The sequence below is a fragment of the Mesorhizobium huakuii genome (genome assembly GCF_030160235.1).
Classification (GTDB): domain Bacteria; phylum Pseudomonadota; class Alphaproteobacteria; order Rhizobiales; family Rhizobiaceae; genus Mesorhizobium; species Mesorhizobium huakuii.
This window is the reverse complement of sequence record NZ_BSNY01000053.1, coordinates 154,475-168,417: the sequence shown is the minus strand read 5'-3', so window position 1 is coordinate 168,417 and position 13,943 is coordinate 154,475. Positions and strand designations below refer to the sequence as shown.

The following is a 13,943-nucleotide window of genomic DNA, read 5'->3' as shown; positions in this document are numbered from 1 at the left end:
CTTCTGTCGCATTTCGCCACACGTATGGCTGGCATCGCGGCGCACACCCGATCGGACTAACACCGCTTAGGGCTTGTGTGCTAGCAACCGGGCACCATAGCCTTCTGTACACGAGACCCGAATGAGTCAGCGCATCGTCAGTTTTGTCATGAGCGGCGGCGTCGGCTCGCGGCTCTGGCCGCTCTCGCGCGAGGACAATCCGAAGCAGTTTCACGATTTTTCGGGTGATGGCTCCATGCTGGCCAAGACCTTGCGCCGCCTGGCGGCAAGGCCCGACGGTCAAACGCCGATCTTCCTGATCGCTTCGGAGCGCCACGCCGACCGCGTCCATGCCGATCTCGCCGGCCTCGATCTTGCAGGCGGCGGTCCGCTGTTCGAGCCCACGGGGCGCAACACCGCCGCGGCGGTGGCCCTTGCAACGCTGCGCACCTTGTCCGAATTCGGTGACAGCCTGGTTTTGGTGGTGCCGTCGGACCACGAAATATCGACGGCAGGGCAGTTCTGGCAGAGCGTCGAGGCAGGCGCCGAGGCGGCGCGCGCCGGCCGGCTCGTGGTGTTCGGCATAAAGCCGACACAGCCCGAAACCGGCTATGGCTATATCGAGGTCTCCGCCGAGAAGGGCGGGGTATCAGATGTTTCGCGCTTCGTCGAAAAGCCGGACTTCGCGACCGCGCAAGGCTATCTCGAAGCCGGAAACTTCTATTGGAACACCGGCATCTTTCTGTTTCGCGCCGCTGCCATGCGCGACGCCTTCGCCGCCTTCGAGCCCGACATCTGGCGGACCACCGAAGCCGCCTACAAGGCGGCGACGTCGGATCTGTCCGGCCTCTATATGCCGCTCGATCTCTACGCGGCCATCCCGTCGAATTCGATCGACTATGCCATCATGGAGCGGGCGAGGGACATCGCGATGGTGCCCGCCGGCTTCCGCTGGAACGATCTCGGCTCCTGGCAGTCGCTGCTCGATGTCGGCCCCGCCGATGACCAGGGCAATGTCATCGTCGGCGATGTCGTCGCCATCGATTGCGAGAACTCCTACATCCGCAGCGATGGGCGCCTCTTGTCGGCAATTGGCATGAAGGATGTCGCCATCGTCTCGACCGCCGATGCGACGTTCGTCGCTCCGGTCAGCCACAGCCAACATGTCAAGAAGGTGGTCGAGCAGCTCGAGAAATCGGGCCGGCTGGAGACGAGGTTCACGCCGGCGCATGACCGCGTCATCGAAAGCGGCGCCTGGCGGCGGCGTGTGCACCACTGGCTGTTCCAGGAAACCTTGCCGCTGTGGTCGACAGCGGGCGTCGACGAGCGCCATGGCGGGTTCCATGAAGCGCTTGGCTTCGACGGCTCCCCGCTGATGAAGCCGAAGCGCATGCGCACGCAGGCCCGTCAGGTCTATGCCTTCGCGGTGGCCAAGGAGCGCGGCTGGACTGGCCCGGCCGAGCGGCTGATCGCGCATGGCATCGGCTTCATGGCGGCGAAGGGCCGCACCGAACGGGGCGGTTGGGTGCGCATGCTGAATGTCGACGGCGCTGTCGCTGACGCCACGGAAGACGCCTACGATCATTCCTGCGTGCTCTTGGCGCTGGCGCATGCGCATATGTCAGGCAATCCCGATGCCTTGCGGCTCGGCGAGGAAACCTTCGCCTTCCTCGATGCCCATCTCGAGGATCACCGCATGACCGGCTTCCTCGAAACATCGGACGGAAAGGGTGAGCGGCGCTCAAACCCGCACATGCATTTGCTGGAGGCCTTTCTCGCCTGGTATCAGGCGACCGGCGAGCGCGCCCATCTGCGCCGCGCGGCTCGCATCATCGACCTCTTCCGCAGCCATTTCTTCGACCCCGAGAGCTGGACGCTCGGCGAATATTTCGATGCCGAATGGAAACCGGCCGCGGGCGATAAAGGGGGCTGGACCGAGCCAGGTCATCACTTCGAATGGGCTTCGCTCCTGGTCGATTTCGCCGGACGCAGCGGCCAGGCCGAACTGAGCGGCTTCGCCAGGAAACTCTATGCCTCAGCCATCGCCAATGGCCTGAACCGGGCCACCGGCCTTGCCTATGGCGCCGTCTCCAGGCAGGGCCTGCCGCTCGACCTGATATCGCGCAGCTGGCCGCAGGCCGAAGCCATCAAGGCGGCGATCGCGCTGGACGGCTCAGGCGGTCCCGACCTCAAGCCCGAGATCGAGGCCCGTGTCGGCCGGCTGTTCCGCTGGCACATCGACCCGGCGCCGCTCGGCCTCTGGATCGACCGCATCGACGAGCGCGGCCGCTCGCTGGCGTCGGATGTGCCGGCCAGCATCTTTTATCACCTCGTCTGCGCGTTGACACAGTATCTGGATGGGACGGCGGGGGAGGCGGTCTAGAGCTCGGCTCAGTAGGGGCTCGCGACGTCCCCCGTTTCGACATAGATCGACTTCAGCTGCGAGTAGAGCGCCAGCGCCGCCAGCGAATTCTCGCGGCCGATGCCGGACTGCTTGAAGCCGCCGAAGGGGATTTCCACCGGTGTCAGATTGTAGGCGTTGATCCAGCAGGTGCCGGCCTGCAGTTCGGCGATGACGCGATGGGCGCGCGGCAGGTCGCGCGTGAAGACGCCGGCGGCAAGTCCGAATTCGGTGTCGTTGGCGCGGTCGATCACCTCGTCCTCGCCGTCGAATTTCAGCACGCTCATGACCGGTCCGAAAATCTCCTCGCGGGCGATGCGCATGGTGTCGGTGACACCGGTGAACACCGTCGGCTCGACGAAGAAGCCGCCGTCGAAACCTTGCAGCGACGGCACATTGCCACCGCAGGCGAGAACAGCGCCATCCTGCTTGCCGACCGCGATATAGCCGACCACCTTCTCATGCTGCGCCTTGGAGACCAGCGGTCCCATCTGCGTTTCGGGATCGAGCGGGTCGCCGATGCGGATTTTCTTCGTCCGCTCGACCAGACGCTCGACGAAGCGGTCATGAATGCCGCTCTGCACGAAGACCCGCGTGCCGTTCGAACAGATCTGGCCGGTGGAGTAGAAATTGCCGAGCATGGCGCCGCCAATGGCGTTTTCGATGTCGGCATCGTCGAAGACGATCAGTGGCGACTTGCCGCCGAGCTCCATCGTCGCGTGCTTCATCTTCGAACCGGCAAGCGACAGCACCTTGCGCCCGGTCGGCACCGAGCCGGTCACCGAAACCTTGGCGACCACATCGTGGCCGACGAGGCCCGCGCCCACGTCGCCATAGCCCTGCACGACGTTGAACAGCCCGTCGGGCAGACCGGCCTCGCTGTAGATTTCGGCCAGCGCCAGTGCCGAAAGCGGCGTGTTTTCCGACGGCTTGAACACCATGGCGTTGCCCATGGCGAGCGCCGGCGCCGACTTCCAACCGGCGATCTGGATCGGATAGTTCCAGGCGCCTATGCCGACGCAGACGCCGAGCGCCTCGCGCCGCGTGTAGGCGAAGGGCCCGCCGAGATCGACGGCCTCGCCATTATAGGCGGCGACCGCGCCGCCGAAATATTCAAGGCAGTCCGCGGCCGATGGTGCATCCGCCACCAGCGTTTCCTGGATCGCCTTGCCGGTGTCGAGCGTCTCGATACGGGCGAGGTCGGCATTGCGGGCGCGCAGGATGTCGGCGGCGCGGCGCAGGATGCGCCCGCGCTCGACCGGCTTCAGCCGCGCCCAGGCCGGCTGCGCGGCGCGCGCGGCCTCGATCGCCAGCTCCAGCACATTCGGCGTCGCCGAGCGCAGCATGGCGATGGTCTCGCCGGTGGCCGGATAGATGACCGGCAGCGGCGCGCCTTGCTCGTCGTCGATATAGCGTCCGTTGACATAGTGCGATGCCGTGGGCTGGGCGCGCATGGGTAGTCTCCGAATGTCTGCGCCCCAACAATGGGCGGCTCGATCTAGGGACGGCTCAATCTGTCGGGTGGATCATGCTCTATCTGTCCGACTGCTGCCAGCGCGGATTGATCCATGGCTCCTGGTTGGACGGCGCCAGCGGCGTGCGGCCGAGGATATGGTCGGACGCCTTCTCGCCGGTCATGATCGACGGCGCGTTGAGATTGCCGTTGGTGACGCGCGGGAAGATCGAGGAATCGGCGACCCGCAGCCCGTCGACGCCAATGACCCGGCATTCCGGATCGACAACGCTCATCAAATCATCGGCGCGGCCCATCTTGCAGGTGCCGCAGGGGTGGTAGGCGCTCTCGGCATGGTCGCGGATGAAGACGTCGAGCTCGTCGTCCGACTGCACATGGCTGCCCGGCGAAATCTCCTGGCCGCGATAGGCGTCGAAGGCCGACTGGCCGAAGATCTCGCGGGTCAGCCGGATGCAGTGACGGAACTCCGTCCAGTCGTCCGGATGCGACATGTAGTTGAAGCGGATCACCGGCTTTGCTTTCGGGTCCGGCGAACGCAGCGTCACCGCGCCACGCGACTTCGACCGCATCGGCCCGACATGCGCCTGGAAGCCGTGCGATTTTGCCGCCGCCTTGCCGTCATAGCGCACAGCCGCCGGGATGAAATGGTACTGAATGTCGGGATAATCGACGCCGGCGCGCGAGCGCACGAAGGCGGCCGCCTCGAAATGGTTGGTGGCGCCGAGGCCGGACTTGAAGAACAGCCATTGCGCCCCGATCAGCGCCTTGGAAAATGGGTTCAGCACGGAATTCAGCGTGATCGGCTTGGTCGATTCCTGCTGGATATAGAGCTCCATATGGTCCTGCAGATTGCGGCCGACGCCGGGCCGGTCGGCGACCACGGCAATGCCGTTTTCGCGCAAATGCTCGGCCGGGCCGATGCCGGACAGCATCAGGATTTTGGGCGAATTGATGGACGAGGCGGCGACGATCACCTCACGTCGCGCCTTAACGACCTGAATCTGTTTGTGAGCCTCGATCTCGACGCCGACGGCGCGTTGATTCTCGATGATCACCCGACGGGCAAAGCCCTTGACCAGACTCACGTTTTTCCGCTTGAGCGCCGGCTTCAGATAGGCTGATGCCGCCGACCAGCGGCGGCCGCCGCGGATGGTCTGTTCCATCGGCCCGAAACCTTCCTGCTTCGAGCCGTTGTAGTCGTCGGTCAGTTCGAATCCGGCCTGGCGGCCCGCTTCGACGAAGGCGCCGTAGAGCGGATTTTTGCGCGAGCCACGCTGCACATGCAGCGGCCCGCCATGACCGCGCCAGCCGTCCTCGCCGCCGTCATTGTCTTCCATGCGCTTGAAGTAGGGGAGTACGTCGGCGAAGCCCCAACCCGTCGCACCTTCGTCGGCCCAATGGTCGAAGTCGCGGGCATGGCCGCGCACATAGACCATGCCGTTGATCGAGGACGAACCGCCGATCACCTTACCGCGCGGCGTCGCGAGCACGCGGCCGCCGAGATGCGGCTCCGGCTCGCTGGCAAAGCCCCAGTCGTAGAGGCTCATGTTGAGCGGGATCGACAGCGCCGACGGCATCTGGATCAGTGGCCCGATATCGCTGCCGCCGAATTCGATGACGATGACCGAATGCTTGCCGTCTTCCGACAGGCGATAGGCCATGGCCGAGCCGGCCGAGCCGGAGCCGATGATGACGAAATCCGCTTCAAGCATGGTTCATATGCGCCATAAAATCGGCGAGCGAGACATTGCCGCCGGTAGCCACAACAAGGACAGTCTTACCCGCCACATCCACTTTCCCGCCGAGCAGCGCCGCCAGCGACGCAGCCCCGGACGGCTCCAGCACCAGCTTCATCCGCTCGAAGGCGATCCGCATGGCACGCCGCACCGATTGATCGTCGACGGTGATGCCGCGAACGCCGGCGGTCTTGACCGCCGCGAACGGCGCGTCACCGGGCCGTCGAGACATCAGCCCGTCGCAAATCGATTTCGGCCCGATCGGCATGGTCTCGATGCTGCCATGCGCCAGCGACGAGCCCATGCCGTTGAAGCCTTCCGGCTCGACGCCGATGATCTCCGTCGTCGGCGACAGATAGTGGAAGGCGAGCGAAACGCCGCCGATCAGCCCGCCGCCTCCGACCGAGCAGAACAACAGATCGGCGCTGGCGTCCTTGGCCTCAAGCTGGTCAAGCGCTTCAAGGCCGGCGCCAGCCTGGCCGGCGACGATTTCCGGATCGTCGAAGGGATGCAGCAGGGCCAGCCCCTCGGTCTCGGCGATCTCGCGCGCCTTGGCGGCGGCGACCTCTTCTCGCGCACGCTCGCCATGGTCGGTCAGCACGACACGCGCGCCATAGCCCGCCGTCGCGTCACGCTTGGCGGCCGGCGCGTCGATCGGCATGACGATGGTGACGGGAATGCCGAGCGCCTGGCCGGCGGCCGCCAGTCCTTGCGCGAAATTGCCGGAGGAATAGGCGACGACGCCCCTCTTCGCCTCGTCGGCCGAAAGCCGCTTCAGCCGCCAATAGGCGCCGCGTATCTTGAAGGATCCGGCCCATTGCAGCGATTCTGGCTTGATGAACACGCGCGCTGCGCCGGTCTCCCGGGCAAGTGCTGTGGATTCCAGCAGCGGCGTGATCTGCGTCGCCCTGGAGGTGACGGCATAGGCCTGTTTGAGATGAGCCAGCGAAGGGACGAGAAGGCCTGCCATCATTCGCCTCGCGGAAAGCGTTTCTGCTCTTCGAGCACGTTGAGATCCATGTGGTTGCGCATGTAGCGTTCCGAGGCCTTCTGCAGCGGCTGGAATTCCCAGGGGTAGTGGGTGCCGTTGCGCAGCGCGGGATAGACCACCCAGCGCCGCGCCTGGCTGGCGCGCACGGCGGCATCGAAGGCCGCCATGTCCCAGCGTGCGCGCACCTTTTCCATGAAAGCAGTCACACGATCCGCATGCGCCGGATCAGTGGCAAGATTGCTCAATTCATGCGGGTCGGCTTCGATATCATAGAGTTGCGGCGGATCGATCTCGCAGTGGACGAACTTGTAGCGGCCGTCGCGGATCGCCACCAAAGGCGCGTTGGAGCCCTCGGCCGCATACTCCATCAACACGGGCGCGGTGCGTGGCTTCCCGTTCAGCAGAGGCAGCAGTGATTGGCCGTCGGTCCACGGCGCGATCGCGCTCATGTCGATGCCGGCGAGATCGCACAGCGTCGGTGTCACGTCGAGATTGGACACCGGCGCCTCGATCAGGCCGGCTAGGATGCCCTTGCCGGCGATCATCAGCGGCACCCGCGCCGAGCCCTCGAAGAAGCACATCTTGAACCACAGGCCGCGCTCGCCGAGCATGTCACCGTGGTCCGAGCAGAACAGGATGATCGTGTCGTCGAGCATGCGCGTGCGCTCGAGCACCGACAGCAGTTCGCCGACCTTGTCGTCGAGATAGGAGATGTTGGCGAAATAGCCGCGCCGCGAGCGGCGGATCTGTTCTGCCGTGATGTCGAAACTGTCGTAGTCGGAAGCCTTGTAGAGCCGCTGCGAATGCGGGTCCTGCCTGTCATAGGGGATGAAGCCCTCTTCGGGTTCGAGCGCCGGGCAATCCTCGTAGAGATCCCAGTACTGCCTCCGTGCCACATAGGGATCGTGCGGATGGGTGAAGGAAACCGTCAGGCACCAGGGCCGATGCGTGGCATCGTCGGAGACGCGGGCGAAGTCGTAGAGTTTTTGCACCGCGTGGAAGGCGACCTCGTCGTCATATTCCATCTGGTTCGAGATCTCGGCGACGCCGGCGCCGGTCACTGAGCCCAGATTGTGATACCACCAGTCGATGCGCTCGCCGGGCTTGCGGTAGTCCGGCGTCCAGCCGAAATCGGCGGGATAGATGTCGGTGGTCAGCCGTTCCTCGAAGCCGTGCAACTGGTCTGGACCGACGAAATGCATCTTGCCCGACAGCACGGTGTGATAGCCGTCGGCGCGCAGGTGATGGGCAAAGGTCGGGATCGACGAGGCGAATTCGGCGGCGTTGTCATAGACCTCGGTGCGCGACGGCAACTGGCCGCTCATGAACGAGGCGCGGCCCGGCGCGCAGAGCGGCGAGGCGGTGTAGTTGTTCCTGAATCGGGCCGAACGCGCCGCGAGTGCCTTCAGATGCGGCGCATGCAGAAACGCGGCAGGCCCATCGGGAAAAAGAGTCCCGTTGAGCTGATCGACCATGACGATCAGGAAATTGGGTCGCTTGGCTGTCACTGTTTCTGCCGCTCGCCGAGTTTGGTTTCGAGATAGTCCTCGACCAGCGCGATCGCGGTCGCTGCGTTGGGCACGCCATCCTTCAGCGCACGCCTGATGTAGAGCCCGTCGATCATCGCCGCTGTCGCTTCGGCGGCGCGGTCGGCCTCGGCCCTGGGCAGGATGCCGGTCAGCCCGCTCATCAGGTTCGAATGCAGCCGCCGCGCATAGATTTTGAGCAGCCGGCGCAAGGCCGATGATTTCTGCGCCTCGACATAGAAGGCAAGCCAGGCGGCGATGGTTTCGGCCTGGAACTGGATGTCGGAGAAGTTGACGGCGACCACGGCGGAAACGCGTTCGCGCGGAGACTTGGCGCATTGCAGGGCGCGGCGCATGTCGATGGTCAGTTCGGCGAGGATGTGCCGCATTGTTGCGAACAGCAGTTCGTCCTTGGCGCCGAAATAGTGATGGGCAAGTGCGGAAGACACACCGGCGCGCCCTGCGATCTCGGACATGGTCACGTCGAGCGAGCCGCGCTCGCCGATCGCCGAGATCGTCGCGTCGATGAGCGCCTTGCGGCGCAGTGGCTCCATTCCGACTTTTGGCATGCTGTTCCCGATTTTTTCGCAGAGGTTATTTTTTATTGACGCGTCAATCAACAAAAAATCGACGTGAGCGTGACCTGTGCCAAGCGATTATCTCGTTCCGGCCCTTCACGGTCCGAGAGAGAATGTTTACATTTGAACAATAAAGGCGAAGTGCGCCGTGAGCCCGGTATGCTAAGTGTGTTGAGCTTCAGGTGAGGCCGAGCCGAAAACGATGGCTTTCGAAAACCGGGGTGGAGCGGACATTCAAGTCCGTGAGCACCGGAAGCGCAGAAAGCTGCCGTTTGCAGGCCGGCATCATCTGAAACCCAACACAGCTTTGGCGGCGCCCAAGGATGGAGATTGCCATGACCGCATGCATCGTCGGCTGGGCGCATTCGCGCTTCGGCAAGCTCGAGGGCGAGACGCTCGAAAACCTCATCGTCAAGGTCGCGACGGATGCGCTCGACCATGCCGGCATCGCGCCGGACGAGGTCGACGAGATCGTGCTTGGCCATTTCAACGCCGGCTTCTCGGCGCAGGATTTCACCGCGAGCCTGGTGCTTCAGGCCGACGACCGGCTGCGCTTCAAGCCGGCGACGCGTGTCGAGAATGCCTGCGCGACGGGATCGGCGGCGGTCCGGCAAGGCATCCGTGCCATCGACGCCAACGCTGCCCGCATCGTGCTGGTGGTCGGCGCCGAGCAGATGACGACGACGCCGGGACCCGAGATCGGCAAGAACCTGCTGAAAGCGTCCTATCTGCCTGAAGACGGCGAGACACCGGCCGGCTTTGCGGGCGTCTTCGGCAAGATCGCACAGGCCTATTTCCAGCGCTATGGCGACCAGTCCGACGCGCTGGCGATGATTGCCGCCAAGAACCACAAGAACGGCGTCGACAATCCCTATGCGCAGATGCGCAAGGATTTCGGCTATGAATTCTGCCGGCAGGAGAGCGAGAAGAACCCCTTCGTCGCCGGTCCTCTCAAGCGCACGGACTGCTCGCTGGTCTCCGACGGCGCCGCCGCCCTTATCCTTGCCGACACGGCAACCGCGCTGAAGATGCGCCGCGCCGTTGCCTTCCGCGCCAACGAGCATGTGCAGGATTTCCTGCCAATGTCGAAGCGCGATATCCTGGCCTTCGAAGGCTGCGAGCAGGCCTGGACCCGCGCGCTGAAGAACGCCGGCGTGACGCTCGACGATCTCTCCTTCGTCGAGACGCATGACTGCTTCACCATTGCCGAACTGATCGAATACGAGGCGATGGGCCTGGCCAGGCCGGGCGAGGGCGCCAAGCTGGCTCTGGACGGCACGACGGCAAAGGACGGCCGCCTGCCGGTCAATCCCTCCGGGGGGCTGAAGGCCAAGGGCCATCCGATCGGTGCCACGGGTGTCTCCATGCATGTCTTGACCGCCATGCAGCTTGTCGGCGAAGCCGGCGGCATCCAGGTGCCGGGCGCGAAGCTTGGCGGCATCTTCAACATGGGTGGAGCCGCGGTCGCCAACTACGTTTCCATTCTCGACCGGATCAGGTAAACCGCCCCCGACATTACAGCGCCGCGCGCCTTTTGGGGCGCGCAAAGGACGCTGTAGCACTTTGATTTTGCGCATGACCTCGAGAATCGATTCGATTTTCGAGGTCATGCGCTGCGGGAGGTGGCATGGCAAATCCGGTTCTGGTCGAGGTTCTGCGCGGCGCGATCGTCGAGAGCGCGCATCGCGGCGCCGTCGCGGTCTTCGATGCCGACGGCAAAGCGGTCCTGGAGATCGGCGACACCTCGAAACCAGTGTTTCCGCGTTCGGCGGTCAAGGCCATCCAGGCCTTGCCACTGGTCGAAACGGGTGCTGCCGATGCCTATGGCTTTGGCAATCGCGAACTCGCGCTGGCCTGCGCCTCGCATTCGGGCGAGCCGGAGCATGTCGAACTGGCGCGATCCATGCTGGCCAAGGCCGGGCTCGACGGGTCCGCGCTCGAATGCGGCGCGCACTGGCCTTCGAACCATGGCGCCGAGCTTGCACTCGCCCGCGCCGGCGGTTCACCCAACGCGCTTCATAACAATTGCTCGGGCAAACATTCCGGTTTCCTCTGCACCTGCGTGCACTCCGGCATTGCGCACGATGGCTACGTCAAGGCGGGGCACGCCTTGCAGGAGATGGTACGAGACGCGATGCAGTCGGTCACGGGTGCTGTCCATGGCGCCGATGAGCGGGCGACCGACGGCTGCTCGATCCCGACCTATGCGGTGCCGCTCAAGAGCTTCGCGCTGGGCTTTGCCCGCATGGCCACGCAAAATGGTTTCGGCCCCGAGCGGACCAAGGCGGCAAAGCGGCTGCTGGCCGCCTGCATGGCAGAACCGTTCTTTGTCGCCGGTACCGGCCGCGAAGACGTCGCGCTGATGGAAGCAGCACCCGGGCGTATATTTACGAAAGGCGGCGCCGAAGGTGTCCACTGTGCCGCAATTCCGGAGCTTGGTCTCGGTATCGCGCTCAAATGCGATGATGGCGCCCACCGCGCGAGTGAAGCCATGGTCGCCGCCGTCCTCGCCAGGCTGTTGCGTGCGGACGAGGCCCTGGCGGCGAAGCTCATCGAACTGGCAAACGCGCCGATCCAAAGCCGGATCGGAGCCAAGGTAGGCTCGCTGAGGCCGACTGCCGCCCTCAACTGACGCGGTTGCGCTCGACGGTCAAATGCGCAAAGCCGCTGCTGCTTAGCTGGGTGAGGTCTGCCGTCACCGGCTCGGCCCAGCGCTGGCCGATGACGGCGCCCTTCAGCGCGCCGTCGATGACGTTGTCGGAGATGACGGCCGTGCCCGCACCCTCGACCACGCTGACGACGATGCCCGTGCCTGCCTTGCGGATGATGTTGCCGGTGGCCACGACGTTGCGCAGATACGGCCCCCAGCCGATCGACATGCCGTAGAGCGGTGCGTTCTCGATGACGTTGTTGGACGCGATGGTGTCTGCCTCGACGCCGATGCCGACGCCGAAGCCGGGCGGATCGGCGGTGTAGGGGCCGCTGGTCGACAGGTTGCGCACGATGTTGCCGGAGCAGACACCCATGCGGCCGCCTTCGTTGAAGTTGACGATCGAGATGCCGTTGGCCGCGCCATCGACGATGTTGTTGCTGATGACCGCACCCTCGAACGAAAATTCGGAATAGACCGCGGTCTCGCCCGAGCGCGAACAGGTATTGCCGGATATCTGCAGATTGCTGGAACTGTTGGCGCGGATCGCCGAGAAAGCGCAATCCGAGACGACATTGCCAGAAATGATGACGTTGCCGGCACGGAAGGCGTTGATGCCATTGCCGTTCTGGCCGGTCCCGCCGCTGCGCGCGCCGATGCGTTCGACACGATTGCCGGTCACCAGGGTGCCGTCTTCGGCCGCCTGCCAGCGATGCACGAGGATGCCGCCATTGGCACAGTCGGAGACCGTGTTGCCTGATATAGCCAGTCCAGCCGCCTCGACCGAATAGATGCCGGCGTCCGCCGCGCCCGATATGTCGGAGCGTTCGATGCGGCCTGCCGCATGTTCCAGCGCCAGCCCGTTCTTGCCGCTGCCGGTTATCTGGCAGTTGTCGACGACGAGATGGCCGACCCGCCGAAGATCGAGCAGCCCTTGCGCATAGTCGCCCATCGAGCGGTTCGACCCGTCGAAGACCAGGCCGCTCAGCTCGATATGGTCGGCTTGTTCAGCCATGAAGAGATGGCCGTCGCCGCCATAGACGATCCGCGTCGCACCCGGCACGCCGGAAAGACGCACGCGGCTGGGCAGTGAGAGATTGGACACCACATAGGTGCCCGCCGGCAGGAACACTGGCACATCCCGGCTGTTTGCGTCGCGAAGCAGCTTGGCAAAGGCCTTGCTCTGGTCGTCGAATGTGCCGGGCTGCACGCCGAGTTCGGTGGCATTGATGGAACCGCGCATCGAGGCTTTTTCGACACCGGTCAGGCCGGCGGCCGCCGCTTTGCCGAGCACAAGGCCCACAACGGCAAAGCCGGCGGTTCCGGTTAGCAGCGTTCGTCTGTTCAACATCGGCACAGAATCCCAGCGTTCAACCCTGATCTCGCAGGAATCGTGCCAAACGTTGGGTTCCTTTTCACAATGACTTGTCGAGCAGCCGCTCGAGGCCTAGGTTCAGGCAATGAGCAGAGCTTTTACCCGCGAAGAAGACAGCGAGAATGCCATCGCCGGCGTCGGCGAGCGGCCGATCAGTCCGCACCGCAACCTGGTGACGGAGCGCGGTCTGGCGCAGATCGAGGAGAATCTGGCTGATCTGCGCGACGTTCTGGCGAAAGCCGAGAAGAAAGCCGACCGCGAGCGCATCGCGGTCGTGTCGCGAGATTTGCGCTACTGGACGGCCCGGCGCGAAAACGCCGAGCTTTCCGTGCCGGAGCCCGGCAGCGACGTCGTGCGCTTCGGCATGGGCGTCACGCTGGAAGGCGATGACGGCAAGAAAGTGCATTGGAAGATCGTTGGCGAGGACGAGGCCGATCCCACCAAGGGAAGCATTTCGCATGTTTCGCCGATGGCCGTCGCACTGTTCGGCAAGAAGGTCGGCGACGTGGCCGCCGTCAACGGCAAGGAATGGGAAATCGTCAAGCTCTCGGACAGTTAGTCTTCAAGCTTGACGACATGGTCGCGGAAGAACGCTGCGGCACCCGCTTCATCGATTTCGCCTGATGCAACGGCGATGACGAATTCGTAGAGCGTACCGTTGTCGGCTGTGAGGATGTGGCCGTTCACAATCAAAAATGCGCCGGCGGCAACGATGGCAGTCCGTTTGTTCCCGTCGACAAAGGCATGATTCCTAGCAATGCCAAAGACATAGGCGGCTGCGAGATCCTCGACCGAAGGGACTTCATAGTTGGCCTTGTTCTCTGCGCGGGCGAGCGCCGATTCAAGAGCGTTTTCATCTCTCAAACCCTGTGCTCCGCCATGCCTGCGCAACTGCTCCGCATGCATGGCTTCGACCGCGCGCCGGGTCAGGAACTCCCAGCTCATTCCGCGAGCTTCTGAAGCGCGACCTTGTACTTGTCCATGACCCTGCGGGCAGCTTCCATTTGCCGCTCGAAACTGTCGTCCACCGGTTCAAGGGCAATGCCCTTGTCCGTTTCGACGATCTGAAGCTGATCGCCCGTCTTCATGTTCAGACGTTCAAGCAGTTCCTTTGGCAGGATCACACCTTCGGAATTGCCGATCTTGCGAATGGTCGTGTTCATGACGGATTTATCCTGTTGCAACGCCAATTATAACTCGATCGACGGCATGTTGCAACAAGGATTATAACAA

Annotated in this window: 12 protein-coding genes; 4 read left to right on the top strand and 8 right to left on the bottom strand. The window is 64.0% G+C overall.

The features are described from left to right. The first annotated feature begins 121 nt into the window (after nt 1–121). Complete coding sequence (locus QQK95_RS27460) at nt 122–2,362, top strand: mannose-1-phosphate guanylyltransferase/mannose-6-phosphate isomerase (protein ID WP_284277549.1); 2,241 nt, start codon at nt 122–124, stop codon at nt 2,360–2,362. Nucleotides 2,363–2,370: 8 nt separating this feature from the next. Here the strand turns inward: QQK95_RS27460 and betB are convergent, their stop codons facing one another. From betB to betI, 5 genes are all read right to left on the bottom strand, one after another. After that, nucleotides 2,371–3,834, bottom strand: a complete 1,464-nt coding sequence (gene betB / locus QQK95_RS27455; RefSeq protein ID WP_284277548.1) for a betaine-aldehyde dehydrogenase — start codon at nt 3,832–3,834, stop codon at nt 2,371–2,373. A 79-nt stretch (nt 3,835–3,913) separates the two neighbouring features. Continuing rightward, nucleotides 3,914–5,566, bottom strand: a complete 1,653-nt coding sequence (betA, locus tag QQK95_RS27450; protein WP_284277547.1) for a choline dehydrogenase — start codon at nt 5,564–5,566, stop codon at nt 3,914–3,916. Beyond that, nucleotides 5,559–6,560: a threonine/serine dehydratase gene (locus QQK95_RS27445; protein ID WP_409371714.1), complete on the bottom strand. Its 1,002-nt coding sequence runs from the start codon at nt 6,558–6,560 to the stop codon at nt 5,559–5,561. Before QQK95_RS27445 ends, betA begins: the two co-directional genes overlap by 8 nt. Further along, nucleotides 6,560–8,089 (bottom strand): choline-sulfatase, encoded by a 1,530-nt coding sequence (gene betC / locus QQK95_RS27440; RefSeq protein WP_284277545.1) that lies wholly within the window; start codon nt 8,087–8,089, stop codon nt 6,560–6,562. Before betC ends, QQK95_RS27445 begins: the two co-directional genes overlap by 1 nt. Then, nucleotides 8,086–8,676: a choline-binding transcriptional repressor BetI gene (gene betI / locus QQK95_RS27435; RefSeq protein ID WP_284277544.1), complete on the bottom strand. Its 591-nt coding sequence runs from the start codon at nt 8,674–8,676 to the stop codon at nt 8,086–8,088. Before betI ends, betC begins: the two co-directional genes overlap by 4 nt. A gap of 344 nt (nt 8,677–9,020) precedes the next feature. Here betI and QQK95_RS27430 point away from each other — a divergent pair, with 344 nt between their 5' ends. Both QQK95_RS27430 and QQK95_RS27425 read left to right on the top strand, forming a co-directional pair. Further along, a complete protein-coding gene (locus QQK95_RS27430) occupies nt 9,021–10,187 on the top strand; it encodes an acetyl-CoA acetyltransferase (protein WP_284277543.1) in 1,167 nt (388 codons plus the stop codon). Nucleotides 10,188–10,312: 125 nt separating this feature from the next. After that, nucleotides 10,313–11,317, top strand: coding sequence for an asparaginase (locus QQK95_RS27425; RefSeq protein ID WP_284277542.1), 1,005 nt, complete (start codon nt 10,313–10,315; stop codon nt 11,315–11,317). Here the strand turns inward: QQK95_RS27425 and QQK95_RS27420 are convergent. After that, nucleotides 11,310–12,686 carry a TIGR03808 family TAT-translocated repetitive protein gene (locus QQK95_RS27420; protein ID WP_284277541.1) on the bottom strand — a complete coding sequence of 459 codons (1,377 nt, stop codon included), beginning with the start codon at nt 12,684–12,686 and terminating at the stop codon, nt 11,310–11,312. The two genes, QQK95_RS27425 and QQK95_RS27420, sit on opposite strands and share 8 nt — an antisense overlap. Nucleotides 12,687–12,795: 109 nt before the next feature. On the opposite strand from QQK95_RS27420, the gene greA reads away from it, so the two are divergent. Further along, nucleotides 12,796–13,269, top strand: coding sequence for a transcription elongation factor GreA (gene greA, locus QQK95_RS27415; protein WP_284277540.1), 474 nt, complete (start codon nt 12,796–12,798; stop codon nt 13,267–13,269). On the opposite strand, the gene QQK95_RS27410 is transcribed toward greA, so the two are convergent. Continuing rightward, nucleotides 13,266–13,655, bottom strand: a complete 390-nt coding sequence (locus tag QQK95_RS27410) for a type II toxin-antitoxin system death-on-curing family toxin (protein WP_284277538.1) — start codon at nt 13,653–13,655, stop codon at nt 13,266–13,268. The two genes, greA and QQK95_RS27410, sit on opposite strands and share 4 nt — an antisense overlap. Then, entirely contained in the window at nt 13,652–13,873 is a 222-nt protein-coding gene (locus tag QQK95_RS27405) for an AbrB/MazE/SpoVT family DNA-binding domain-containing protein (RefSeq protein ID WP_284277536.1), read from the bottom strand. Before QQK95_RS27405 ends, QQK95_RS27410 begins: the two co-directional genes overlap by 4 nt. Nucleotides 13,874–13,943 lie beyond the last annotated feature (70 nt).

Coding starts and splice junctions, on each gene's coding strand:
- QQK95_RS27420 (WP_284277541.1), bottom strand. CDS start 12,686: ATGTTGAACAGACGAACGCTGCTAACCGGAACCGCCGGCTTTGCCGTT.
- greA (WP_284277540.1), top strand. CDS start 12,796: ATGAGCAGAGCTTTTACCCGCGAAGAAGACAGCGAGAATGCCATCGCC.
- betI (WP_284277544.1), bottom strand. CDS start 8,676: ATGCCAAAAGTCGGAATGGAGCCACTGCGCCGCAAGGCGCTCATCGAC.
- QQK95_RS27430 (WP_284277543.1), top strand. CDS start 9,021: ATGACCGCATGCATCGTCGGCTGGGCGCATTCGCGCTTCGGCAAGCTC.
- betA (WP_284277547.1), bottom strand. CDS start 5,566: ATGCTTGAAGCGGATTTCGTCATCATCGGCTCCGGCTCGGCCGGCTCG.
- QQK95_RS27425 (WP_284277542.1), top strand. CDS start 10,313: ATGGCAAATCCGGTTCTGGTCGAGGTTCTGCGCGGCGCGATCGTCGAG.
- QQK95_RS27410 (WP_284277538.1), bottom strand. CDS start 13,655: ATGAGCTGGGAGTTCCTGACCCGGCGCGCGGTCGAAGCCATGCATGCG.
- betB (WP_284277548.1), bottom strand. CDS start 3,834: ATGCGCGCCCAGCCCACGGCATCGCACTATGTCAACGGACGCTATATC.
- QQK95_RS27460 (WP_284277549.1), top strand. CDS start 122: ATGAGTCAGCGCATCGTCAGTTTTGTCATGAGCGGCGGCGTCGGCTCG.
- QQK95_RS27445 (WP_409371714.1), bottom strand. CDS start 6,560: ATGGCAGGCCTTCTCGTCCCTTCGCTGGCTCATCTCAAACAGGCCTAT.
- QQK95_RS27405 (WP_284277536.1), bottom strand. CDS start 13,873: ATGAACACGACCATTCGCAAGATCGGCAATTCCGAAGGTGTGATCCTG.